The sequence below is a fragment of the Roseibium sp. QJM3NY_11 genome, from assembly GCF_056173175.1.
Window position 1 is genome coordinate 1,014,746 of sequence record NZ_CM149660.1, and the last position, 25,057, is coordinate 1,039,802.

At 62.3% G+C, this 25,057-nt stretch carries 10 protein-coding genes; all 10 read right to left on the reverse strand.

Features of this window, described 5'->3' with window-relative positions:
• Positions 1-91: 91 nt before the first annotated feature.
• Positions 92-11,899: a LysM peptidoglycan-binding domain-containing protein gene (locus AC0VX3_RS04690; RefSeq protein ID WP_475523749.1), complete on the reverse strand. Its 11,808-nt coding sequence runs from the start codon at positions 11,897-11,899 to the stop codon at positions 92-94.
• A complete protein-coding gene (locus tag AC0VX3_RS04695) occupies positions 11,896-15,552 on the reverse strand; it encodes a hypothetical protein (protein ID WP_475523750.1) in 3,657 nt (1,218 codons plus the stop codon). Before AC0VX3_RS04695 ends, AC0VX3_RS04690 begins: the two co-directional genes overlap by 4 nt.
• Positions 15,553-15,657: 105 nt before the next feature.
• Positions 15,658-16,377: a hypothetical protein gene (locus AC0VX3_RS04700; protein WP_475523751.1), complete on the reverse strand. Its 720-nt coding sequence runs from the start codon at positions 16,375-16,377 to the stop codon at positions 15,658-15,660.
• Between the two features lie 302 nt (positions 16,378-16,679).
• Positions 16,680-17,447 (reverse strand): hypothetical protein, encoded by a 768-nt coding sequence (locus tag AC0VX3_RS04705; RefSeq protein ID WP_475523752.1) that lies wholly within the window; start codon positions 17,445-17,447, stop codon positions 16,680-16,682.
• A gap of 494 nt (positions 17,448-17,941) precedes the next feature.
• A complete protein-coding gene (locus AC0VX3_RS04710) occupies positions 17,942-19,240 on the reverse strand; it encodes an NAD(P)/FAD-dependent oxidoreductase (protein WP_475523753.1) in 1,299 nt (432 codons plus the stop codon).
• Positions 19,241-19,250: 10 nt separating this feature from the next.
• On the reverse strand, positions 19,251-20,873 hold the full coding sequence (locus AC0VX3_RS04715; RefSeq protein ID WP_475523754.1) for a GMC family oxidoreductase: 1,623 nt from the start codon (positions 20,871-20,873) through the stop codon (positions 19,251-19,253).
• Between the two features lie 21 nt (positions 20,874-20,894).
• Positions 20,895-21,746 (reverse strand): ABC transporter permease, encoded by an 852-nt coding sequence (locus AC0VX3_RS04720; protein WP_342895550.1) that lies wholly within the window; start codon positions 21,744-21,746, stop codon positions 20,895-20,897.
• A 10-nt stretch (positions 21,747-21,756) separates the two neighbouring features.
• A complete protein-coding gene (locus tag AC0VX3_RS04725) occupies positions 21,757-22,626 on the reverse strand; it encodes an ABC transporter permease (protein ID WP_475523755.1) in 870 nt (289 codons plus the stop codon).
• A complete protein-coding gene (locus AC0VX3_RS04730; protein WP_475525134.1) occupies positions 22,626-23,744 on the reverse strand; it encodes an ABC transporter ATP-binding protein in 1,119 nt (372 codons plus the stop codon). Before AC0VX3_RS04730 ends, AC0VX3_RS04725 begins: the two co-directional genes overlap by 1 nt.
• Positions 23,745-23,879: 135 nt before the next feature.
• Positions 23,880-24,956, reverse strand: coding sequence for an extracellular solute-binding protein (locus tag AC0VX3_RS04735; RefSeq protein ID WP_475523756.1), 1,077 nt, complete (start codon positions 24,954-24,956; stop codon positions 23,880-23,882).
• Between the last annotated feature and the right edge of the window lie 101 nt (positions 24,957-25,057).

A 25,057-nucleotide genomic window follows, 5' to 3' on the forward strand; every position in this document is an offset into this window, starting at 1 on the left:
GCCGCGCCACGGATGGCCGCGTTCCGATCCGTCAAGGCCGGGGGAGGCGCGTCGGATTCGGCCGGCCGCAGATCTGAGATTCCGGCGGGCTTCAGATCAGGTTCGGCAACGGCGGCACGATGTCGTCGACGCGCAGTTCAAGCGTCATCAGGTTCAACAGCGGCATGGGTTCCCTGGTCAGGTTCGACATGATGGTCAGGTTGAAGCCCAGCTTCCCGTCCTGACCGGACGGGGCATAGGCCTGTGACCAGTCCTGGATCGCGGCACTGAGGGTCGTGATCATGCCGGATATCGGCGGCGCCTTCTGGCCCGCACCGGTTCCCGGTACCGAGACAGTCATGGGGGGCAGCACGGCGACGGGGATGCTCACGGCCATCTTGTCCAGCCCGCCCGTGAACGCGTAGGAATAGCCCACATCGAACTGGATGGTCGCCTCGCCCTTGAACCCGCTCGCAAAGAGCGCCGTGAAGAGCGCGGTCAATTGCGCGTCGAGCGATCGCCGCACGGGAAGCCCGTCCGGCGATCCCAGCTTCGCGATGTCGACCGGCTGGCTGGTCGAAATCGTCGGGTGGAACGGATTGCCGAAGGAGACAGAGGGCGTCTTGTAGACGAACGGCAGGTTGATCTTGCCGCCGACGTCCTCGTTCTGGGTCAGATGGACGATCGAGATGGCATCCTGCTGATCGAGGATCTGGAGACCGGGCAGAACGACCTTGCGCGCGGCAATCCCCTGAAGGGCGGCGCCCTGAGCCCAGGCGTCATCCGGACCGGACTGATAGCCATAGGCATAGATACCCTTGGCGGCATCGCTCAAGGCGGGCACGAGGATCTGTTGGTACCCGCCGATCCGGATTGCCGGATCGCCCGTCAGTTCCGGTGGCGGCGCGCCGTCCGTGGAGGTCAGCGTGACGATCCAGGCGGAGACGGGTGTGGAGTTGAACTCGAAGGTCTGCGCGCTTTCCTCGATGTAGAATGCGTAGCTGTCGGCGGAAGCCAGCGCCCTTTGCCGGGAGACCATTTTCAGGCTGGCGGTTTCGAGGGCGTCTTTCGTGATGGCTTGACCGGCTGTCACGCCAGCCGCCTGGGCGGCAATGTCGGTGGCCATCTTGTAAAAGGCACCGAGTGCGAGTGCGGCATCCTCGATCTTCTTCTGGTCGGAGGTGGCGGCACTGATCTGGGGAACATTCGCGTTGATCAGTTCGACCACCGCCGACTGGCTGGTGATGAATTGAGCCAGGCCCTGGAAGGCATCGGTCAGCGAGGCCAGCAAAGCCGCGCCATTGTCCATCAGGTTGTAGAGAACCTCCGAGTAGACGCGGTCCTGGGAATAATGGAAATCCAGGCTGTAGGTCAGGCCATAGGTCCACTGGGTCAGATCGGACAGGTGTTCGGAGGCAGGGTGCGTCGCGGCGCCCGTCTGGGCTTCCATCCTCGGCGTCGACGGGAAGCCCCGCAGCAGGATCGGTACCTTGAAGGTGCCGAGGTCGCCGGCGAGCGGCGCGAAAGCCTTGTCCACCGGCGACAGCCAGCTGGATGCGTAATAGTTTCCCTCGACACCGGGGACCGGAGCGATCTGGTGCTCCAGGGCCGCACCGGCATAACGGAGGTCGAGTTCGATCTCGTCGACGACCGTGCCGTCGACCTTGAGCACCTGCGGCGACTGCAGCAGGAAGGTGACCGGCTGGTTGTCACCGTCGGCAAGCGGCATCTTGGGGGAGGTCAGGGTCACCAGGCTGGCGAGTTTCTGAGGATCGCTCACCCATTGCAGATTGCCGTAAAGCTGCGGTGTCTTCTCGTCAGGAGTTTGCGGGATGTTCGCCTTGACCTGAGCGCCGAAGCTGACGGCGGCGCGTGTCGTGTAGAGGTTCGACAAGCGTTCGAGCAGGCTCTGCCTCAGCGCCTCGCGCGCGGAGGCCAGACGGGTGCCGGGCTGGCCCTGGTAGACTTCGGCCATCAGGTTGGAGGCAATGCCGGCCAGGGTTTCCTTCTGGTCGGCAAATGCAGTGAGGAAACTGGTGACGCCAGCGGGCTTGTTTTGGGCGCGCGCGTCGATCACCAGGATCGAGGAGGAGTATTCGGGCGACAGCAACGTGTCGAAAAAGGCGAAGAATTCCTTCACCCAGCGATCCGCATCGATCCCGGAGAACGCCTTGGAACCGGGTGTGGTGGTGAAGGTGTTTGTCGACGGTTGATAGTCGTCCAGAGACGTATAGGGATAAATGGGCACCGTGCGCGAGATCAGGGTGTTCGACACCGGCTCGGGTGCGAAGATTTCAGGCTGCGACGGATCCGCCACGGCGAAGCCGATGCCGGTGTCCGAAGCATTCTGTCCCAGGCGGACCGCCCAGACGGCTGCCTGTGTCACGCCTGCGCCGGGCGCGTAGCGGTTGGTGCCGGTGGCCACGCTCAGCGTGTTCTTGCCGGGAACCGAAAGCGTGTCCTCCAGCGCCTTGGCAAAACTCGCCAGCACGTTTCCATCTCCCGGAAGTCCGTCTGCGGCCGAGCCGACATCCGCGAGCGGCGCGACTTTGCTGCGGACGCTGCGAACGCCGGGAATGGCCGCGAAATCGCCTTCCGCGACACCGTTTGTCCGGGCGATCGTCAGGCCCAGTTCCAGTTCGAAGACCTCTGTTGCGGGAACCCGGGACTTTTTGTCCTGGACCGTGATCACGAAGTCGGTCTTGCTATCGAACTTGTCGGCGGGATCCGATCCGGTCTGACGCAAAAGGAAGGCCCTGATCGCCGTCAGCCAGGCCGCCAGGGTTGCAGTGTTGGAGGCAGGCAGGATCTGTGCCTCGGGAACCATTACCGGATCGGGCAGCAGGGTCGTGTCGATGCTGAAGCTCAGTCCGCTCGGATCCGCGATCTGGTTGAGGATCGCCGTGACCGTCTCCAGTCCGGCACGGGCCTTCGCTTTCCATCCGTCGGTCTTGTCGTTCAGGTCCGGCAGATAGGGCTGTGCGTCGAATGAAAGCCGGACCGACAGGACGAACGCATCGCCCGCCGGTTCGGTGTCGGCCACCGTCCAGTGCGCGCTGATCGAGGGCCATTGCGCCACGCCGATCACCAGGTCGGTGTAACCGGTGAGGCTGGGCGTGCCGTTCAGTTTGCCCGCCGCGGTGGTGCCCAGATCCACGTCGGAAACCATCTTGTTGCCGAACACGTCGTTCCAGCCGAAGGCCAGTTGCAACAGGCGTCCGTTGGCATCGTAGGGATTGTCTCCGACCGGCTTGTCCCTGGCGAGATCGACATATGGCACCGATGTCTCGAAGACCAGATCGTCGTCGGGCGTCATCTGGCGCGCGAACCGGATCTTGTCGTTCGTCGGGTGTGTGGTCTTGCCCTGTTGCGACAGCGGCAGGCCCAGGTTGGACGCGATGAAATCGGCGTTCGCCTCGACCCGGTAGGCCAGCAGCGTGTAGTCGTTCAGGAGATAACCGGACGCGAAGCCTGGATCTTTCGGGTTGTCCGGGATCTCCGGCAAGCCGTCGCGGACCGCGGTCACCGGCTGCGTGCCGGCGGCCTGAGACCCGTGCTGGGCCAGCGGGCCGGTCATCAGGGAGACCTGCCCGCCGGTGGCCAGGAGGCCGGGACGGGCCGCGTTGGCGCCGGCCAGTGCGAGGGGCGACGTGCCGTAGAAGCTCGCGATGGATTGCAGGGAGGTGCCGCCTGGCGAGGTGCCGACAGTGCGGTCCACATCCGGCAGACGGATCGCCGTGCCATTGGGCAGCCCGTCGGTCCAGTATGCCGGGGGAACGCGCGGATTGGCGTCCCTGATGTCCTGCGGTTTCATCGCGAAATGGCTTGCAATGTCATCCAGGTTGCCACCGGGTGCGGAGCCGTCATAGGGAACCTGATAGACGGCATTGCTCAGCTTCAGGACGGCGCCGGCCATCAGGCCGATGGCCGCTGCCGTCGTCTCGACCAGCGAAACCAGGGTGGAATTGTAACGTCTGACGATGCCGCTCAGGCTGTCGACGCCGGCGATCGCATGGTCGAGCCGGGTGCTGTCGGTCCTGGCCACCACGTTGGTCGCGGACGTGTCGATCGGATCGCCCGTCGTGACGGCGTTCATCCACGGCTGCAGGCGCACGGTCGGCTGGTACTGGACGATCAGGTTCAGCTCCGCCTCGCCCTTGTCGTTGAAGGCTTCGTCCGGGAGACCCGACTTGCTGGCATCGTCGTAGTAATAGAGGAAGAAGCCGCCGTTGCGGGTGATGCTGGCTTCCCACAGCAGACGAATCAGATCCGTCGGCTTGTTGAGCAGGTTGGCGGGAGCCGGTTCGGCCACAGCTTCGGCGATGAAACCCGCCGGCGGCCGCGTGGTGGTCGACAGGTTGGACTGGGAGATCCCGAAGCTGACGCCCGGTCCGACCTCGGCGCGCAAGACTTCGCCGGTGCTTTCGCTGGCGCTCTGGAAGCCGACGGCCATGGAGGCGAACGCGCTGTCCTGGGTGACATACTGCACGATCCGTTCCAGGATCACCGTGTCGTCGGCACTGGCGCCGGTGATCTCGTAGGTGTCTTTCTGGGCCGCGGAGGTCGCGGCGCCACCGGGCAGTTTCTTGACCACGAAGCGAATGCTCGAGGCCCAGCCGAAGACCTGCATGTCGGCGTCCACCGGCAGACCGGTGGCCTGGTCGGTCGTGACCTTTTGAAGAACGAAGGCGGGGCTCGGCTGGCTGAGCAGGCCGCTCTGGTCGGTGCCCAGAGACGACAGGCTGACCATCGAGCCGGGCAGCGGCCAGATCCGTGCCACCGCATTGTCCAGAACGGGGCCGTTCGGGAACGGGACCGCGGCCAGGCTCTGCCAGAGGATCGACGAAGACAGCGGGAAGCGCGCGGGCTCCTGATCGGCTCTGGCCGTGGCCGAGATGCTTCGGGGACCGGCGGCCAGCACGTTCTTGCGGCAATAGTCGGAGACCGCCTTGAGCCGCTGATAGTTCTCGTTTCCGTCGGGCAGTTTTTCCTCCGGCGGCGTGACCTCGAAGGACAGCTGAGTCGCACCGCCCGCGAACGACAGCCACGGTACGGTGCCCGGAACCGTGAGGTTCAGAGACAGCGGCGCTGTCGGCAGGGCCTCGACGCCGATCTGCTGGCCGGTCAGGGCATAGAGACCTGCAAAGTCCGGCAGGGTCAGGGTGCCGCCGCTGTCCGCCACCCACATGCCCGGTTTCTTCGGCGTGATCTTTGCCGTGGGCAGCCTCAGTCCGTGCAGGTAATAGCGCGAGGTCATGCCCGACAGATGGCTGATGGTTCCCGTGCGCTGCACCTCGGCCAGCAGTGTGCTGACCGGGAAGCGGGGCAGGTAGACCAGGTTCAGCACCGCGTTCGTGCCCGCCTCGAAAAGACCCGCCACGTCACCGTTCCCGGTGCCCACGGGATTGGGGACGCTGCCGCGCGAAACGCCGGCAAGATCGTTGATCGTCAATCCGTGCCCGGCGGCGACACTGCCCAGGGTGTCGCCGGACCGGGTCGTGTAGCCGTGCAGCGGCAGGGTCAGGGCGCTCAACGGCAACAGCAGGCCGTCATGGGTCAGGATGTCGGTTCCCGCCAGCATTTCCGCCAGCGTGGCTTTCATGCGTCCGGCCAGGATCGTCAGGGTTTCGGAGCCGGACGTGACATATTTTTCGCCCTTGTAGCTGATCGGCACGCCGGCGGTCAGGATCCCGGCGATGGTGGCATTTTCGCTCGCAAGCTCGGTGGCGCTGTAACCCTTGCCCTCGGCCAGCGATGTGAAAGTGTCCCCGTCCGACAGGGTCAATTGCACGAAGGGCAACTTCATCACCTTGCCGGCGGCCAGGGCAGCGGTCTCGTTGCCCTTGAACAGGTCGTAGAGCGAGAACGGCTGGCCAATCTTTTCAAGCTCACCGGTGGTGTTGACCCAGCTCACGATATCGTTCGGCAGCGCGGCCGGGGCGAGCGGATACTTGAAGTCGCGCAGCCCTTCGCGCATGGCCTGCAGCATCTGTCTCATGACCAGCACGAAATAGTCGCCCTGGATGAAACTGGCGACCGAGACATCGCCGGTACCGAGGACGACGGCGTCCTCGATCGGGTGTTCTTCTTTCTGGACCTGAACGGCGAGCTGATCGAAATAGTCCCGAAGCCAGCTGATGAAGTCCGGATCGACGGCGTTGTAGCCGCCGAAGGCGTAGTCGAGCGCGGCCTGGTTGCCGATCTTGGGCGCCTTGACACCCAGGCCCATCGGCATCGGGAAATAGGCCGCCTGGACCGTGTTGTCGTCGGTCGGCAGGCTGACGGTCATCTTGAACTGGCCGCCAAGGAAGGTCTCAACGTCCGCCGAGGTGATCGGCATCGGATTGCTCTTGCCATCGCCGAGCGCTTCGATCAGCCCGGCGAGGTCCATGTCATCGACCTGGATGCCGTCGACCGCGTCGACAGTGACGTTCTGCTTCTGGATCGAGGCGATGGCCCAGCGGGCGACCATCTTGGCGAGCAGGTCGAAGGACGTGTCCGCCGCGGCGCCGGCGGCCCGCAACATGTTCGCGGGATCGTCTTGGCTGGCGGCGCCGGGTCCCTCGATGAAGAGGCTGGCGATATAGGCCGGGAACTGCAGTGCCAGGTTCGGCGCGCCGGTCTTGTCGAAGGCGCGGTCCCCCGCGACGGTCAGGCCGAAGCCCGCATAGGCGGTGAGCGGCGCGCGCTGTTCCGCCGGCCGGGGGTCCAGCCGCGACCAGACCGGTACGGTCGTTGCGAGCAGTCGCAGCCCGCGCGCGTCGAAGGCGTTGTGCGAGCGCATGTTCATGCGTTCGGCGAACGGGGCCAACAGGCGTCCGCCATCGGTGCTCTTCTCGACCTGCCAGGGTGCGTCGGCAGGATTCTGCAGATAGCCGATTTCGAAGGTTTCGGTGATCTTCAGCGCGAAGCTGAAGCTCAGATGGATCTTGAACAGCCCGAGATTGATGGTGATGCTGGCACTGGCGGTGACCTCGGCCGACACGGTCACCGGGATCGGTTCGTAGGCGGCGAGCGTGACCTGGACATAGACCTTCAGCCGGATGTCCACGGAGGCCTTGACCACCACGAAGTCGACGGATCCGTAGACGTGGCCCAGGACGCCGAAGGTGCCGCGCAGCCAGAAGAAATATTCGCCGGAAAGCGCCAGAGCACCGCCCCCGCCACCGGTCGACACCTTGTCATAGGGGTTCCACTTGGCGAGGATGCCTTCGATGATGCCGAAGACCGTGATGCTGAAACCGGCCTTGAGCACCCCGTATTCGATCGACTTGCCGAGGCCCATCTGCGCGCCGAAGCCGAAGACGATGTTGGGGTTGAAGAAACCGTTGGTGGCCTTCGGCAACTGGTCGACCGCGATCGCGGGCAGCTTGCCGAAGTAGAATCCGCCCGATCCAAGGACCGGAATTCCCGGCGGGATGATCGCCTCGACCGAGAACGAGCGCGAGAAATCCTCGTTCCATGGGAAGCCGATATCGAACTTGAAATCGCCGTTGGTATAGATCTCGACCCCGAAGGTCGGCAGCGTGATCGTCACCGCGCCAACGTCGATGCGGCGCATGATCGTGGGCAGCACGATTTCGGCGGAGAACACGCCCAGGCCTTCGCTGAGCTTCCGGTACATGATCTGGAAGTCGAGACCGGCGAAGATCTTGGCCGCCGGGGCGTCCTTGTCCAGGGCGATCCTCAATGCGTAGAGCGTGGGATCGGTGAACACGATCTGCAGGGTGAACGTGTATTTTGCGCCGCCCTCGTCGGACACCAGGACGGTCAGTTCGCCGCTTTTCGAATTGGCGCTCTCGACTTTCAGGATGCCGAAATCGGTGCCGAACATCCAGTTGTTCGTCGGATCGAAGCCTATCTGCGGCAATTCCCCGTCCTTGGGGACCGGCAACTCGCCCAGGATCTTGATGGCCTCGGGAACGGATTTCACCGCCTGCAGGCCAGCGACCTTGATATGCTGGCCCGCCGCGAGCAGGCGCAGGTCCAGATATTTGTTGCCGCCGCCGGGAGGCGCGGGTGTCTCGCTCGGATTGGCGGCATTCCAGCCAAGCTGATCGGTGGTGTTGGCGCCTGCTTCCTCGGCGGAGACGAACTGCATCCACGGAAAACTGCCCTTGAGCGTGACGTTCACGCTCTTGTCGGAGGGCTCGTACTTGATGCCGAAACTGTCGATCCGCGCGAAGATCAGATCGATCGGGCCGATCTCGATGTCGAACTGGACGGTCTTGTCGGTGAAGTTCCAGATCAGCTTGAAATTGGACAGCTTGATCTTGTTCAAAAGGTTCCACGGCGCGCCGAGGCCGAACTTCGAGCCCGTCAGCCATGAAATGAATATCTCGACCATCGACCCCAGCGTGGTGGAATCCGTGAAGGTCATCGTCGCCGTGTTGGTCGAACTGTCGATTTCGCCGTGCAGGATTTTCCAGTAGAACCCGTAGAGACGCTTGTTCGGCGCGTAGTTGTAATAGAGCTGCAGCTCGATGTTGTTCCAGGTGATGTCGGCGGTCACGATGCCGTAGCTGCCGTCATCGGTGACCAGCAGTTCGGTGTTTCGCGCGGGCCCGGCCAGGGGGACGATCGCGCCGGCGTCGTTCAGGACAGGAACCAGAGCCCGGCTGCCCATCGCCGCGAACATCCGCTTCGTCTGGTCGACCTGCCCGCGCCCGAAGCGTCCGGTGATGACGGTCTCGAAACTGTCGCCCAGGGGCGTGTTCCAGACGCGGATGGAACCGCCGACCATGTAGGAGGACGCCTTCGAGGGATCGGCACCCTTCTCGGGTGTCTGAAGGGTGAAGGCCAGATCGGAGATATCCAGGTTCGGCAGCCCGTCGACCCACCAGTTGTCGCCGAGATACGCCTGGACGATCTGCTTGACACGGATCGGCTTGTCGCCCTGTTTGCCGCTGAAGAACCAGACGCCCTTTTCGCGATAGGCCGCGGTGATGGTGAACGGAACGGCCAGGTCGGCGCCGGAGTCGGTCTTGAAATCCAGTTTTGTGTTGGCTGTCAGCGCGCCGGTCACCGCCGTCTGCTTCTCGGTCTCGCCCTGTTGGCCCTCGACGATCAGGAAGACGTTGGTCAGCGCGAAGCTCGCAATGCCCAGGCTGAGTTTCCAGACCGCGTCGTCCATGGTGAGCCCGCCGCTCACCTTGTAGATGGTCGCCGCGCCCTTCTCGCCGGGCGTGACCGTCATGTCGAAGCTGGAGACGACGGCGGCCAGATTGATCGTGTAGTTGTCGGGCAGGAAAAACGTGACGAGATCGCCGACCGGAATGGGCGGGCCGCCGTCTTTCAGTCCCGCGGTGACGGTCAGTTTCGGGTAGCTGACGGTGACGTCCACGCTGCCACCGGCAGAGCCGATCACGACATTCGTCGACGCCTTCCAGGTGATCTGTCGCGCGCCTGTCGGCTCGATCAGGCCGATGTCGAAGGCCAGCTTGCTCAGTTCCAGCTTGCCGAACAGCGGCCAGGGCTTGTTGTTTTCAAGCGTCAGCTGAAAGCTGTTGATCTGGCTGGCCTTGAAATCGTAACCGAATTTCAGCTTCCTTAGTTCGATATTGGCCACAGAAGAGATCTGCGGCGGCAGCGTGGTCATGAAATTCAGACCGCCGAGCAGCTTGAACAGGTCGTCGAGCGAAGGCGGATTGACCGAAAAATCGCCATCAATGACAACCTTGCCGTCAGCCGAACTCGGGAACGCCAGATCGAACGACACCGGGTTGCCGCCAATCTCGATCTTCGACGAGATCGTGCCGTGCATCCGGTTGTCATTGCCCGGAATGGTCGCGTCGACCTTCAGGCAGTCCAGCTTGAACCACTGCACGCCGGCCAGGGAGACTTCCCCCACCGAGAGCGTGAAGGCGGCGTCGATGTCCTTGCCGTTCTCGTTCATCGTGAAGACGACGGTGGCCTTGAGCGGAATGCCCAGGAAGTCCTGTGTCCGGCCGGTCACGGTGATCTTGTCGCGCGAAGCCGGGAAGGTGACCTGAACGGGCGAGGTCGGCGAACCGATGTTGAAATCGCTGCCCTCGATCACTGCGGTGAGAAACTCGGCGAAGGGGCCGTCCGGAATGACCGTCGGGATCAGCGACAGAACGCCCTTGCTGATCGCGTTCTCGATCTGCTGGTAGAGTTTGTCGAGCGGGGTGTCGCCCTCTTCCAGAGCCGCCACGGCCAACCGGCGCAAGGCGTGAGGTGTCCCACCGGCATCCTCCACCTGGGTTGTTACCAGGAAGACCAGTGCCTGCAGGAGCTTGTCATTGGCGCTGGCACCGTAAAACCGTTCGATCTCCTCGAAGTATTCGCTGAAGCCTTTGGCACCTCGCGTCATCTGGCCGATCACTTCGGACAGTGCAACGACTAGATCGCCTTTCTTCGAGCCGGTTTTGAAATCGTAATAGCCCAGTTGAATATTGTCGTAGGTCAGGGACTCCAGTTCTGCCGCCCTGGCGCTGATCACGGCGGCACGGTCATCCGACCCGTTGCCGAAGGCGGACGGATAGGATTTGACCTTCTTGGTGTTGAGTTTGAAAAACGGTTTGCCCAGATTCAGAGCCAGATTGGCCGTGCCCTGACCTTCGAACATGGACGGGATGCCGGCGATCGAATAGAGATAGTTGAAGGCATCCTGGGGCATCAGCGGGGCGCCGATGACCAGAACGTCCTTATCCGTCAGGGTGGCGATCAGTCTCTCAAGCTCGGCCGGTTCCATGGTCGGCGCGATATGGATGCGGCCTTCCTTGCCAGTATCCGCATCCGGCCGGACCAGGCCGTTCAGATAACACCAGGACTGGACGTTGAAGAGGGTCTCGTCGAATTCGTCCTCTTCGGATTCGTACCCGTAGCCGAAGTCGTCGTCTCCGCTGCTGTCGCTGTCGCTGCTGCTTTTGGATGGCGGCGGGGCCGGCCTGACCGGCGGCTGGTCGGCGAGCGGGTAGTAGGACGCAATTCTCTGCCAGGTTGTTTCTTGGAGATTGCTCAGAATCGCTATCACGACCGGGGCCTTGCCGAGCGTGCCACTCGATTGCGCGAGCGCATTTGCCGAAATGTACTGGAAGGCGATGTTGGTGGCGGTTCCGGTGACCGGATTGCCGAACGGCTTGTCATAAAGACCATAGGCCGGGGCCATGGTGATCTTTTTCGCGACAGCGGCTTCCGAGAGGACCTTTGCGACGGCAATGCTGTTCCGGTTGGTCAGATTTTCAGGAATTTCGAGGAGTTGGGTCCAGTTCGGCACCGCTGGTTGCGCCATGGCGAAGGCCCGGTAGGTATAAAGCTTCCCCTGCAGGCTTGCCTGTTGCGGCAGCACGATCGGTTCATCCGCGTCCTTGGCAAGCAGCAGGCTGCGCGGGTTGTCGACCCGGTTGACGATCTCCCACATGTAGGGCTGGACCTGGAGATAGAAATCGACCTTGAACACGTCGGCAAGGTTCGGAGCGGCCTCTCTTTTCATCTCCGAACCGCCGTTGATACAAAGCGGCAGCTCTCCTTCCAGACCGGTCACCTTCCGTTCACCGTTCTCGGTGTAGGGGAAAAACGTGATCACGGTCCCGGGAGCCAGCTCATAGGGCTGGGGGTTGGCGGGATCGAGGCCGGGCAGCAGAACGGCGAGCTTCTGCAGCACCGTCATTTCCTCGTGTCCGGTGGTGTCGTAGATCAGTTCGATGTTGTTTGTGAAACCGAGCTGAAGCAGGCGCTTCATCAGGTTCACGGTGTTGGCCTGATTGCCAAACCCCTTGGCGTTGTAGACGAAATAGCGGAGCTTGCTGTCGCCGATCCACGTCTTCAGTTTCGTCAGCCCCTCGGCTGACAGGTTGGTGTTGGTTGCTTCGGCGGAAGCCGCGAAATCCTTGATCAGATCGGCGAGCGAACGGCCGTCGGCAAAGACACCAAATCCCGGTTTCGGCTGCACGTTCATGGCTTCGTCCCCCGGGTTTCGGCGTCGTCCTGCTTCTTCGGCTCGTTGTTGTAGGCCGCGTACCAGCCCAGCCCTGTCTTGTCTTTGGCACCCGGATCGGCGTCGCCGAACAGGTAGAAAGCGGTGCTGCCATTGGGCGGCAGTTTCAGGAGCCCCATGAACTTGATGGCGATTTCGTTCAGCAGCAGCATGAACTGCTTGTCGGCGGGCCCTGCAAGCGCGGTTCGCGGGACCAGAGGGTGCAAGGTTGCCGGGTGCAGCAGGGTGCCGGGCTTGTCCTCGTACAGCAGCTGGATCGTTCCGTAGGACATCGCCAGAACATTCTGCAGGCTGATCAGGGGGGCGCCATTCGATGTACCCGGCATGTGCAGCCCGGTGGTGGCGCGGTAGTTGATGACGTTGTTGACGTCCGGTCCCGCGGTGCTGTCGGGGGCCCAGGCCAGCAGGAGATAGGCGTTCAGCCCCAGTTTGCCCGCCAACTCTCCCGCCGATCCCAGGTTCAGGCGGAACTTCAGGCCGTTCCAGGTCTTGCCGAGGCCGCCCATCCGGGCGTTCGTGACCACATCGAGATAGCCGAGCGCTGCCGGGCTGTCGCCGTCGGACGGCCCGCTGACCAGGCCTTCAAGGTCCAGCGAGAACGCTTCGAACAAACTGCCGGGACGCGGCGTGCTGGCCTGAATGTTGAACCCGATCTGCGAGCTGTTGAAGTCGATGACCCGGTTCCTGACCACTTCCGGCGGTGCGTCCGGATCCGGTGTATCGAACGACATGTCGAGCCCGAGCTTGGAAAAGCTCAGTCCCGTGCGCGGCTGTTCCTTGCCGGTCTCGCCGCCGAACGAATAATAGTCGACGGGCTCGCCTTCGATCGTCTTCATCACGTGGAAGCCGAGAAAGCCGTTCAGGGCGAACCATATCTGGGTGCTCGGCGGGCCGGGCGCGATCGTCAGCATCTCGGCTGAGATGATCTCGACTTTCTCCAGAACGTTGTTTGTCATGTTGTAGATGAAGTCGCCGGCGGTCTTCATGCCGTAGGTCGGCTTGTCGTTGTTGTCCTGGAAGGTTCCGGCAAGGACGACGGAGTTGTAGGGATTGCCCCCTGTGCCCATGTCGGTCACCAGGCTGCCGAACAACCGGTTCATGGTGAGCTGGGTATAACTGGAGAAGGTCTTGACCGAAGTGTTCTCGAAGAGGACCTTCAGCGTCAGCGTGATGAAATCGTAATCCGCGGCGGGCTGCGGCACGACCGGCTGTACCGGTTCACCGGTCTTGGGGGGCACATAGGCGCTGTCTTCGTAGTAGATCAGCCCATAGACCGAACTCTGCCCGTCAATGGAAATGCCGCTGCCGTTCGGATCGCTCCTGATCTGGCTGATCCGGATGGCGAAATGGTGGGCATAGTAGCGGTCCACATCGCGAACGCCCGCGGAGATGCCGGCCAGGTCCGACGGCGGGCTGACGATCTTGGCGCGCAGGACGATAACCCCGGTCCAGTTCTCGTCCCGGGCGATGTCATTGAAGGCCCTGAAACTCTCCTTGTCCGGCTGGGCCAGGGCGTCTTCGAAATAATCCTGCAGCCATTGCGACAGATTGATGAGCTGCGCGGAATCCGGCGTGTCGCTGCGCTGGAGCGTTGTCGGTGCCGCGAACACACCCGCCGACGTCCATTTGGACGGGTTGGCGACCAGGTTCTGATCCTTGGGAAGATCGGGATCGTAGAGCCTGCCGCGCCTGCCCTTGACGATCATCACGTTGGCGTAATCGCCGTATTGCGGCGACTGGCCGATGTTTGCGCCGAGCGTCCAGCCTCCGATATTGAGCGTGTTCTCGAAGCTGCCCCCGTCGCGCACCAGATGCTTGTCGTTGGCGACCACCAGGAACAGATCATTGGTCTGGAAAGCACCCTGGAGCGCTTCGGTCGGCTTCTCGAAAGCCATCGTGCTGGCCTCGGGTGTGGTGATCTGGCCCAGCAGAATTTCAAGCCAGTCCGCGCTGCCGCTTGCCGTGTCGATCGTGGCGATCAGTCCCGAAGGGGTCGTGAACCGGGTCTCGCCATCGCGGGCTCCGGATGCGGCAAGCCCGCTGAAATGGGCCTTGCCGGAAGCGTGTGCCCTTGCGGACAGCACCGCGTCGCCGGTCGGAGGGCCGATTTCCCCGCGGCGCGTGGGCCCCACGATCATGCTTTCGAAATCGCGGCTCTTGTCTTCATCAAACCCGGTCGGCAGGCTCGACGGCTGAAAGCCGGCATAGGGCACCATCGGAAAGGCGATGCTGCCGTCGGAGGGCAGTTTCTGGCCCGGATCGACGTGGCCAAGGACATCCTTTTGCTTCGCCCAGACATAGGGATCGTAGCCGAAGAGCGCGGCGCCGGCCGGCTGGGCCGCATAGCTCGCCTGACCCGCGGCCGGCGGCATGATGGCCACCCACGATGTGGTGTATTCGCTTGTGAGCAGCGTCAGTGTGTCGGCCTGCGGCCCGGTGGGCGAGGCGACGATGGGCGGAAAGACATCCGTATAGGCGGGCTTGTAGGGAAAAAAGCGCATGCGGGCGGCGGTGTCGGCCGATTGTCCGGGCAGAACCGAAACAAACTCGGCCCCGGAAAGGCCGCACAGCAGTTCGGCGGTGGTGCCGTTCGGTCCGGGCGGCGTGTCGATCACGAAATCGCCGAACGGTCCGGCATGAAAATCGACCGTGGTCTCTGAGACACGCTCGCCGACCGAGAAGATGAAACCTGCGGTCGCAAGGCCCGGTCCGCTCGTGTCCGTGCCGACCGGGTAGAGGGTCACCTTGTCCCCGCTGACCGTCCGGTAGTGAGAGCGCAGCAGCGTGCGGGACCTGTCGATATTCGATCCTGTGAACCAGAGACCGGAGCGGGGTGTGTCCGATGCCGTGCCATTGAGCGGCACGATCGTGTTCAGCGTGTCGGCCAGGTCGAACCGGGCCGAAAAGCCGATCATGTCGCTGCCGTTCTCGATGCCGGCGAGCGGCAGCCATTCGGAGGACATGCCTGTCGTCGACGCGTCGTTCCTGCTGATGAAATGAAAGCCCCAGTTCCACTCGTCGTTCAAGGGCCGCCGCTGGATGTAGGGGAGAAAGCTGATACAGCCGCGCTCTGTTCCGGCGAAGCCGATTTCGCCGTCCGCCGCGTCGCGCATGACCGGGGCGTCGTCGCCGGAAAAACCGATGCCGCTGCTGCTGCTGCCTGCAAGTTTCAGGGTGGTGCCGTCCAGCGACACTTTCATGCCGTTCGCCACCGACAGCAACATGGCCGACACGACCAGGCCGTTGACGAGGCCGGAGGCAAGAGAGCTGCCGTCGTCCGCCAGGCCCAGGAACGGCACCAGATCCCGATCGGTCAGGGTCTTCGGGTCGCTGATCCAGACAATGCCGCGGTTTGCCGGCGCGCGCGCGACCAGGGACCAGATCCCCAACGCGAAGGCCTGCTGCGCGGCGGCATCTCCGATGTCGAGCGTACTGGGCGAAAAAATGAAAATACCGCCGAGCGAGGCGGTTTTCAGCGCCTGATCAATGGTCAGCGTGGCGTCGGCGGACTTGGCGTCCTTGCCCAGCAGGAACGCCGCGGCGCCAACGGATCCGGAATTGTCCGCAAGGTAGTAGGACGGAAATCCGTCGGGTTTGCGGGTAAAAAAAGCCATGGATGCCCCTCCCCAAGGTGAAATCCCGGCAAAACTCTCCCGTGCTCCGGGGTATCCCCGGAACAGGCAAAGTCAAGCACTCCGGTCGCGCAGTCGCGGCTCTTGTCAGACGGTGAAGGTGCTCGTGGCAGCCAGCGCGGTCTGCTTCAGGTTCGACGGGTTTGAATCGTAGCCTGAAGCGAAGAGGCCGATCGTGTAAGTCGTGCCGCGCAGGACCTTGATATTGGTGATCGAGACGATGCCCGACGAATTCGAACCGGTGGCCGGGCCATACCACTTCGGCAGTTGCGAATAGGAAGCGGTCTGCCCCTCCCAGATACCGACATAGGTCCTTGCCTTTTCCGGGTTGAAGCCGGCGAGCATGTCGTATTTCGTCGATATGTAATTCGCGCCGAAGCTGAACATATTGACGCTGGGGCTGAAGATGTCACCCTGCTGCTCCTCTTCCGAGGTCGCCGGGGAACCGCCAAGTGCTGGAATGAAAACCGTGGCAACGACATTGGGGTAAAACCAGTTGGAGTCCCCCTTCGGTCCGACGGAATAACCGATCAGATAGGAATTTTGCGTGATGTCGACGCCTGTGAATACGTGATCGCCGCTGGGTGAGTTGCCCGGAATGGGGGTGGACTCTCCCGCGGAATTCCAGGGGACCTGGTTTCCGGTCTGCCAGATCCACAAGGCGTTGCTGAAAGTGTTGGGCTGGTTGCCGTTGGGCGTGTCGTATTTGACACCGATCTCCTTGCCGGTGGGCGGAAAAGTCGTGTTGATACGGACTGTCTGTGGCGCAGGTACCTGAAACAGCTTGCTTACGGGGGACTCCGGCATTTTTCTTTCCTCCAAAAATCATTTTCTTGACCGGCGCGCGCAACCGCTCGTCCGGGCACTCGGCTCAAACAATGGAAACTCCCTTGCCGTGCGCGAGAGGAGTTTCTGATGCAAAACTTGTAATTAATCACAGTACACTAATCAGTTGCGCATGCAAGAATGGCGTTTTGTATTTTTTGATATTAACTTAGCGGAATCTATGAATATCTGTTTTATTATCTATATTTATACAGGTAACTCAATAATTTGAGGGGTTCTGTTCAGGCGGGAGTGGAGAAGGCCGGAGCGGAATTGGTTCCTGCTTACGCGGTGCGTTCAAAGACCACCATGCTGGCGAGCCGCTGCAACTGCAGCTCAGCCTTTTTTTCGGAAAAGCCGCTGGAGAACAGGGCGAGCGTATAGGTCGTTCCCTCGGCAAGCTGGAGCCCGCCCAGGTAAGCGTCGCTTGAGGAACTGGTAAAGGTGATCTGTGAAAACCAGCGAGGTGGCGCGGTGTAGGGCGAGACCTCGCCCTCCCAAAGTCCCACCCAGGATTTCGCGGCTTCAGGGTTGAAACCCGCAAGAAATGAATAGTGGAAGGCCAGCGTGTTCTGGCCGACGAAACAGGTTCGGATGCTGCTGGTTCGCCTGTCCGCTGCCGTGTCCCGGGTGGTCGCGGCTGGAATATAGGCGGAAGCAACGACGTTGACATAGGGCGACCAGGTGTTGCCCGGATCTTCGGGGCCGGCCGCATATCCGAGGACATAGGCGCCGAGGGAAATCCCGCTTTCGATCGACTGATCGCCGGAGGGGGTGTCGCCCTGGATCTCCGTGCCGATTTGAGATGTCACGCCGAAAGGCACGCTGTTCGCGGACACCGGCCACAAGTGAACGGCGTTTCCGTTGGTGTTCGGACGGTTGCCGTCTGGTGTCTCGTAACCGAAGAGAATTCCCTTGCCGCTCAGGAAATCGATGCGGACCTGGACCGAAGTGACAACCTGCTGCTGAACGGCGCTCAGCGCTTCTGCGCGCAGACTCGGCCCTTCCAGCTGCAGTATTCGCAATCCGTCCTGCTGATCCGCTTCGTCCACGTTTCACTCGCCCTGTCTGATCGGCCGCCATGTGCCGCTGAAGGTCGCTCTCATGCCATCATTTCGAGAGCGATATTACAGAAGCGAAGCGCAGAAGCGATACATCAGAAGCCCTGGTGCCCGCCAGGGTGCAATCGAGGCATCCCGGCTCGCTGCGGCAAGCCTGGAGGCTGGTGGGGCATGCCGGCGGACGTCCGTGACTGGCGCTGCCCGAGAAAGCAGGGTCCTGCCAATGTCGCGACCAGGCGCTTTCAAGAGGGCGGCAAGGCGTTTTTGGTTGAACTAATTGGATAACAAACCTTTTGCGGGCATTTTTCTTGTCGAAAAATTGTTTGTTTTATTGCGGTCAATAATTCTTGTTTGAGCGCGTGTTTTGAAATTGACACAAGTCCCTCCGGAAACCGCGTTTGGCGGTCTGCGAACCTGATTGACGTGGTCCGCCACCCCGTCGTCATTTCGAGCCATCCAAGGGACCGGATGGATTGCAGATGACTTCAGACACCGAAGCGGTCGCGCAGGCGGTAGACCAGCACCGAGGGGGCAAGGAACCAGGGCTTGCCCGAATAGAGCGGACGTGTCGGGAAGGGGATGCGTTCAAAGGCCGACGGGGCTTTCTCGCGGCCGGCCGCCTTGCGGCCGATGCGCATGCCCAGATAGCTGGCCATGCCGACGCCAGAGCCGCAATAGCCGCCGGCGAAATAGAGCCCGTTGTCCTCGCCGGCATGGGCGAGGGCATCGAATGTGTAGCCGACAAACCCCATCCAGGCATGGCTGATCCTGACGCGCGCCAGTTCCGGGAAGAGCGCTGTCATGTCCCGGTGAAGTTTCAGCGCGCTGTTGCGGGGGTCGGTTTCACTCAGGGAGACCCGGCCGCCGAAGAGGATGCGTTTGCGGTCCGGGGACAGGCGGTAATAATAGACCAGCTTGCGGGTGTCCGAGAGCACCCGGTCTGTCGGAAACAACCGGTCGACGGTCTCTTTCGGAAGTTCCTCGGTGGCAATGACATAGGACCCGATCGGGATGATCCGGCGCTGGTGCCAGGGGGACAGCGGCCCGGCGTAGCCGTTGGCGGCCAGGATCACCTTGCCCGCCTTCACCGAGCCTTCGCTGGTCAGGACCCGGAAGCCGGTCGCCAGGCGCTCGATGTGCAAAACCCGGCAAAGACCCTTCACCAGCGCTCCGGCGCCGATGGCCTTGCGGAGCAGGGACGGATGATACCGGGAAACGTCGATGCTGCAGTGACGAGGATAGACGATGCCGCCGTGATAGGCGTCCGTACCGAGTTCCGATGCCATGTCGCTTTTGGAAACCATGAAGGTGTCCGTTTTCCAGACCGGATGTCCTTCCGCGCATTCCCGGGCGAGCGTGTCGTAGAGACGGGGCTTGTGGGCGCCGTGGAACCGTCCGGTTTCCCGCAGACCCATGTCGATGCCGTCTTGCTTTGACAGGGCATGCATGTGGTCGAGCGAGGCCTGGCCCTCCTCGCACAGACTGGTGGCAAGCTCCTTGCCATAGCGGCGCGTGAGTTTGGCAAAGGAAGGTTTGAGACTGGTCGAAAGCTGACCGCCGTTGCGCAGGCTGCAGCCCCAGCCGGGCTGTTCGGCGTCGAGCACCAGGGTGCCCAGTCCTTCGCGCGCCGTTTCCAGGGCCGCGTTCAGGCCGGTGTAACCGGCGCCGATGATCAGTGTGTCGATCTCCTCGGGCAGGGGCACCTCGTCGAGGGGCACCTTTGGCGCCGTGTCCTGCCAGTAGGGGGTCGTCTTGAACCCGTCGGCGAACAGTTCTCGTGACATCGGTTCTCCTTCACGCGGCCCGTGTGTCTTCAAGGATCAGGTCGGCGCCCTTTTCCCCGACCATGATCGCGGGTGCGTTGGTGTTGCCCGAGGTCACTGTCGGAAAGATCGAGGCATCGACGACACGCAGGCCGCCGACACCGTGGACCCTCAGCCTCGGATCGACGACGCTGTCCGCACGGTCGGGACCCATGCGGCAGGTGCCGACCGGATGAAAGACCGTTGAACAGCGGCTGCGCACGTCTTCCAGCATGTCCTCGTCGCTCCGGACAGAGGGGCCGGGCGCGATTTCCGCTTCGATGACGGCCTGCAACGCGGGACTTGCCGCGATCTTGCGCAGCAGCCTGCAGCCCTCGATCATCTCGGTGAGATCGTGGTCGGTGCTGAGCGAATTGGGATGGATTTCCGGGGTGTCGAACGGATCGGCAGAGCGCAGGCCGACATGTCCGCGGCTGGTCGGGCGGGTCGGCTGCAAGCCGAGCAGGAAGCCGGGAAAAGGATCCGGATTCATCAGGGGGCGCTGGCCTTCGGGCGCCCTTGTGTAGCTGACCGGCGAAAAATAGATCTGCATGTTCGGCCGCGCGCATCGCGGATTGCTCTTCAGGAAACCGCCGGCCTGGTTGAGGCTGAGCGACAGCGGGCCGCCACGGGTCAGGGCGTAGCGCAGTCCTTGCGCCAGCTTGCCCCACCAGGGATGAAGCTGCTGGTTCAGGGTCGGCACCTTGGAACGGTAGAGATAGTCGAGACCGAGGTGGTCCTGCAGGTTGCGGCCGACGGCGGGCGCGTGCAGGGCCGGAGCAATGCCCTTAGCCTTCAGGGCCGTGCCGTCGCCGATGCCCGACAGCATCAGGATCTGCGGCGAGTTGACGGCGCCTGCGCTCAGGATCACTTCCCGACGGGCGCGAACGGTCTCTTCCGATCCGCCCCGGCTGTAGACCACGCCTGTGGCCCTGCCGTCTTCCAGGATCAGCCGGGTGGTGTGGGCACGGGTCCGGATGCTGACGTTGCCGCGCTTGCGCGACCGGGCGAGATAGGCCCGTGCGGTCGACATGCGCAAGCCATCCCTGGCGGTGATCTGATAGTATCCGACACCTTCCTGGTCGGCGCCGTTGAAATCCGGGTTGACGCGGAAGCCGGCCTGTTCGCCGGCTTTCAGGAACTGCGCGCACAGGGGATGGGCACTGTCTGTCATGCTGGACACATGCAGCGGGCCGTCGCCGCCCCGGTAGTCGCAGGCGCCGGCCTCGTTGGTTTCGGAGCGCTTGAAAAAGGGCAGCACGTCCGGCCAGCCCCAGCCGGTGTTGCCAAGGGCTTTCCAGTCGTCGAAATCGGCATGCTGGCCACGGATATAGACCATCGCGTTGATCGAACTGGAACCGCCCAGGACCTTGCCACGCGGCCAGTAGCCCGTGCGGTTGCCGAGGCCGGGATCCGGCTCGGTCCGGTACATCCAGTTGATGTTGCGATTGTAGAAGGCCTTGCCGTAGCCGATCGGCATCCAGATCCAGACATTCAGGTCCGAGCCGCCAGCTTCCAGCAGGCAGACGGTGTAGCGGCCATCTTCTGACAGACGGTCGGCGAGCACGGCGCCGGCCGATCCGGCGCCGACGATGACAAAGTCGAACTCCGTCATGGTGTCTCCTACCCCTACGATCTAGTTCGCCGGCTTGTCGCGCTGGACAAGGATGGACAGAAGCGCCAGCAGGCCGGAGCCGACCATGAGAACGAAGGAGACCGCGTTCAGAACCGGTGTCGAACCGACCTTGGCCATGCGGTCATACATGGTGATCGTCAGCGGTGCCTCCGAGCCAACCAGAAACAGCGTGGTGTTGAAATTCTCGAAGGAAACCAGAAAGCCGACAATGCCGGCGGCGATCATGGCCGGACGCAGGAAAGGCAGGGTGACCGTGCGCAGAACACGGGCCCGGGTTGCCCCGAGGTTGAAGGCGGCTTCCTCCATGGTGGCATCGAATTTCTTCAGCCGTGCGGTGATCACCAGCGAGGTGATCGTGGTGATGAAGGAAAACTGTCCCAGCACCACCAGCAGGAGACCGGGCCTGAGGAATTCCAGGTCCAGGCCGTAGCGGTCTTCCATGAAGTTCGCCGTGTCGCTGGCGAGCACCAGAATGGATATGCCGAGGATCACGCCGGGGATCACCAGAGGCAGCACCATCAGGATGTAGAAGAAATTCTTGGCCGGAAACTCGCCGCGCACGAACAGGAAGGCGTTGGTGGTGCCGACCAGGACGGACAGGGACGCCACGAAGATCGCGATCACGAAGGAATAGTAGAGACCCTGCAGCAGACGCCGGTCGTGGAACATGCCGAGTTTCGGTTCGGTGTCGGAAAAGAACCAGTCCAGCGTGAACCCCTGCCAGGGCAGGGCCGGGAACAGGCTGTCGTTGAAGGCGAAGGCTCCGGCCGAAATCAGCGGCGCGGCCAGGAAGACAAAGAACGCGGCCACATAGAGCCGGTAGCCGAACAGGAGGGGGGAGGTCTTTTGCATCTTCGCCTCCTCAGCTCTTGGCGACGGTGTTGGCGAGGGTCTGGCCGCTGAGCCTGAGGCCGAGCCAGATGACGGCGGAGGTGAACACAAGCAGCAGCATGCCGAAGGCGGCGCCGCCCTCCCAGTTGAAGCGGGTGATGAACTGGTTGTAGATCTGCTCCGTGAACCAGCTCGAATTCTTGCCGCCGAGCAGGATCGGCGTCAGGTAGGACCCCGCCGTCAGCATGAAGGTGACAATGCAGCCGGCGACGATGCCCGGCATGGCATAGGGAATGATGATCCGCCGCAGCACGGTAAAACTGTTGCCGCCGAGATTGTAACCGGCCTCGATCATGGCATTGTCCATGCCGTCGAGCGTGGACACCAGCGGCACGATCATGAACAGGATCACGGTGTAGACGAGACCGACGATGACGGCGGCGTCGTTGTAGAGAAATTCGATCGGCTGACCGGTCAGCCCGGTCCACAGCAGGAATTTCGAGATGATACCGGTTTCGCGCAGGAGCAGGATCCAGCCGAAGGAGCGGATCAGGTCGCTGACCCACAGCGGAATGAGGCAGAGCAGGAACAGGCCGCCCCGGGCGCGCGGGCCGGCAATCTTGGCGATGTAATAGGCGATCGGGAAGCCGATCAGCAACGCCAGGGCCGTGACCAGCAGCGACATGGAGCCGGTTCTGAGCAGCGTGTTCCAGTAGATCGGTTCGTTGATGAATTCCAGGTAGTTGGCGAAGCTGTATTCATAGACGCGCGGGGCGACCTTTTCCTTCAGCGACAGCAGCACCATGCCGATATGCGGCAAGAGGATCAGAAGGATGATCCAGAGGGCGAAGGGCGCGAACAGAAGGATGAGCGACAGCCTCTTGATGTCCCTGCTGCGCATCACGCAGTCTCCTGGCGGGCGAAGCACATGGCCTGTTTCGACGACCAGACCAGACGGACGTCCTCGCCGGGTTTCAGGTCGTTGTCCCCGGTGATCGTCACATCGGATTCAACCAGTTCACCGCTGTTCGTGCGCACCAGCACGCGGCTGTTGGCGCCATTGAAAAGCAGGCTGTCGACGACACCGTCGAGGCTGTTGTCGTCCGCCGGCGCGGTGCCGGCTTCAGCGGCCCGTACCGTTCGAATGAACTCCGGACGCACGAATATGTCGACCTTGTCGCCGTCCCTGGTTGTCTGGCCGCCGGCTGTGCTGAAACTCATGGCCAGACCCTGATCGGTTTCCACCTTGCCGCCGGTGCCGTCGCTGGCCTTGACGGTCCCGGACCAGCGGTTGCTGTCGCCGACGAAGCTGGCGACAAAGGCGGTTCCGGGACGGTGATAAAGTTCCTGGGGCGCGCCGATCTGCTCGAACTTGCCCTGATTCATGATGGCGACATGGTCCGACATCACCAGGGCTTCCGACTGGTCGTGGGTGATGTAGATGAAGGTGGTGTTGAACTGGTGCTGCAGCAGCTTCAATTCGATTTTCATCGCCTCACGTAGCTTCAGGTCGAGTGCGCCGAGAGGCTCGTCGAGCAGCAGGACGTCCGGGTCGAGCACCATGCAGCGGGCAATGGCGATGCGCTGCTTCTGGCCGCCGGACAACTGGTGGATTTCGCGCCCGGCAACATCGGGCAGGGCGATCCGGTCCAGGACGTCATGCACCTTGCGTCTGATTTCGGCCTTGCCGAACCCGGCGCAGCGCAGGCCGTAAGCGATGTTTTCAAAGACATTCATCATCGGGAACAGCGCCAGGTGCTGGAACACCATCTTGACATTGCGCCGGTTCGGCGGAACGCCGAGCACCGACTTGCCCTTGATCCTGATGTCGCCACCGGTGGGCTCCTCGAAGCCGGCGATCATGCGCATCAACGTGGTCTTGCCGCAGCCGGACGGCCCGAGAATGGAAAAAAACGAGCCGCTCGGAATTTCGAATGATACGCCCTTCACGGCCTTGAAGGTGCCGAATGTCTTGGCGATGTCGCGACATTCCAGGTCGTAGCTCGGGGTATCTTGAATCATGAATGCGCGCCAACTGAAAGGGACAGTGAGTTGGAGAGATGCCGTAAAGGCGGCATCCCCCGGAAGGATTTTGCAGTTTTTTTTGACAAGGCGCCGCCGGGATCGAAGCGACCCCGGCGGCGTGTCGCCGGATCAGCCGCCGGTGGCTGCCTTGATCTTTTCCAGTGTCTTGCCTTCCATGTCCTCGACACCGGGAGGAATGTTGGCAAAGAACTTCAGATTGTCGATGTCCGCATCGGTGAAGGCGGCATTGACGGCAGCTTTCTTGTCTTTCGGCAGCAGGTCCTTGCCGCCCTTGACGGCGGCAATGGCACCGGTGCTTGCCGACATCATCGTGACGTTTTCCGGACGCAGCACGAAGTTGATCCACTTGTAGGCGGCGTCATCGGCCTTGGCCTTGCGCGGCAGCGCGAAGGTATCGATCCACGCAAGCGCGCCTTCCTCCGGCGGGACGAAGACGATGTTCGGGTTCTGGTCGAACAGCTTGTAGGCTGTGGAATCCCAGGTTTCCGAAGCGACGATTTCGCCCGACAGCATCATGGCGGACAGGTCGTCGCCGCCCTTCCAGTAGGCCTTGATGTTGGCCTTGCACTCGATCAGCTTGTCGGCGACCTTGTCGAGAATACCCTGGTATTTCTCCAGATCGTCATAGGCCGCGAACGGGTCTTCGCCCATTGCGTAGGCGGTGCCGAGCAGGATCGTGCGCTTCAGACGCATGGAGGTCTTGCCCTTGTAGGCCGGGTCGCACAGATCCGCCCAGCTCTTCAGGTCAGGTGCCTTGGTCTTGTCGGCCATCAGGCCGGACGTGCCCCACTGGTGCGGCACCGCATAGACGCCGCCGTCGATGGTGGTGTTCGCCTTGACGCCGTCAAGCAGCTTGGCTTCCATCACGCCGGTATCGATCTTGGAAAGATCCAGCGGCTTGTAGATGTCATATTCCAGTTGAGCCGCGTAGATCCGGTCGTGGCTCGGCTGTGCCAGGTCGAAACCGGCACCGCCGGTCGCCCGCAGCTTGGCGATCATTTCCTCGTTGTTGGAGAAGGTGACCTCAACATCGATATCGGGATATTCTTCTTCGAATTTCTGAACCAGTGCGTCGGGGGCGTAGGACCCCCAGGTCAGCAAGCGCAGCGTTTCCGCCTGGGCGGTCCCTGCGCTTGCGAGCATGGTCGCGGCCATTAGGCCGGCCAGTTTTGTTTTCAAATGCATAACGTCCTCCTGAACACACACAGTAAACAAACCGCCTGAAAGCCTAGGTCTGAATTGGCCTGCCAAATATATCCATTGCAGATAATTTAGCAGTCCAATTT

Coding starts and splice junctions, on each gene's coding strand:
- AC0VX3_RS04735 (WP_475523756.1), bottom strand. CDS start 24,956: ATGCATTTGAAAACAAAACTGGCCGGCCTAATGGCCGCGACCATGCTC.
- AC0VX3_RS04720 (WP_342895550.1), bottom strand. CDS start 21,746: ATGCAAAAGACCTCCCCCCTCCTGTTCGGCTACCGGCTCTATGTGGCC.
- AC0VX3_RS04700 (WP_475523751.1), bottom strand. CDS start 16,377: ATGCCGGAGTCCCCCGTAAGCAAGCTGTTTCAGGTACCTGCGCCACAG.
- AC0VX3_RS04695 (WP_475523750.1), bottom strand. CDS start 15,552: ATGGCTTTTTTTACCCGCAAACCCGACGGATTTCCGTCCTACTACCTT.
- AC0VX3_RS04715 (WP_475523754.1), bottom strand. CDS start 20,873: ATGACGGAGTTCGACTTTGTCATCGTCGGCGCCGGATCGGCCGGCGCC.
- AC0VX3_RS04725 (WP_475523755.1), bottom strand. CDS start 22,626: ATGCGCAGCAGGGACATCAAGAGGCTGTCGCTCATCCTTCTGTTCGCG.
- AC0VX3_RS04710 (WP_475523753.1), bottom strand. CDS start 19,240: ATGTCACGAGAACTGTTCGCCGACGGGTTCAAGACGACCCCCTACTGG.
- AC0VX3_RS04690 (WP_475523749.1), bottom strand. CDS start 11,899: ATGAACGTGCAGCCGAAACCGGGATTTGGTGTCTTTGCCGACGGCCGT.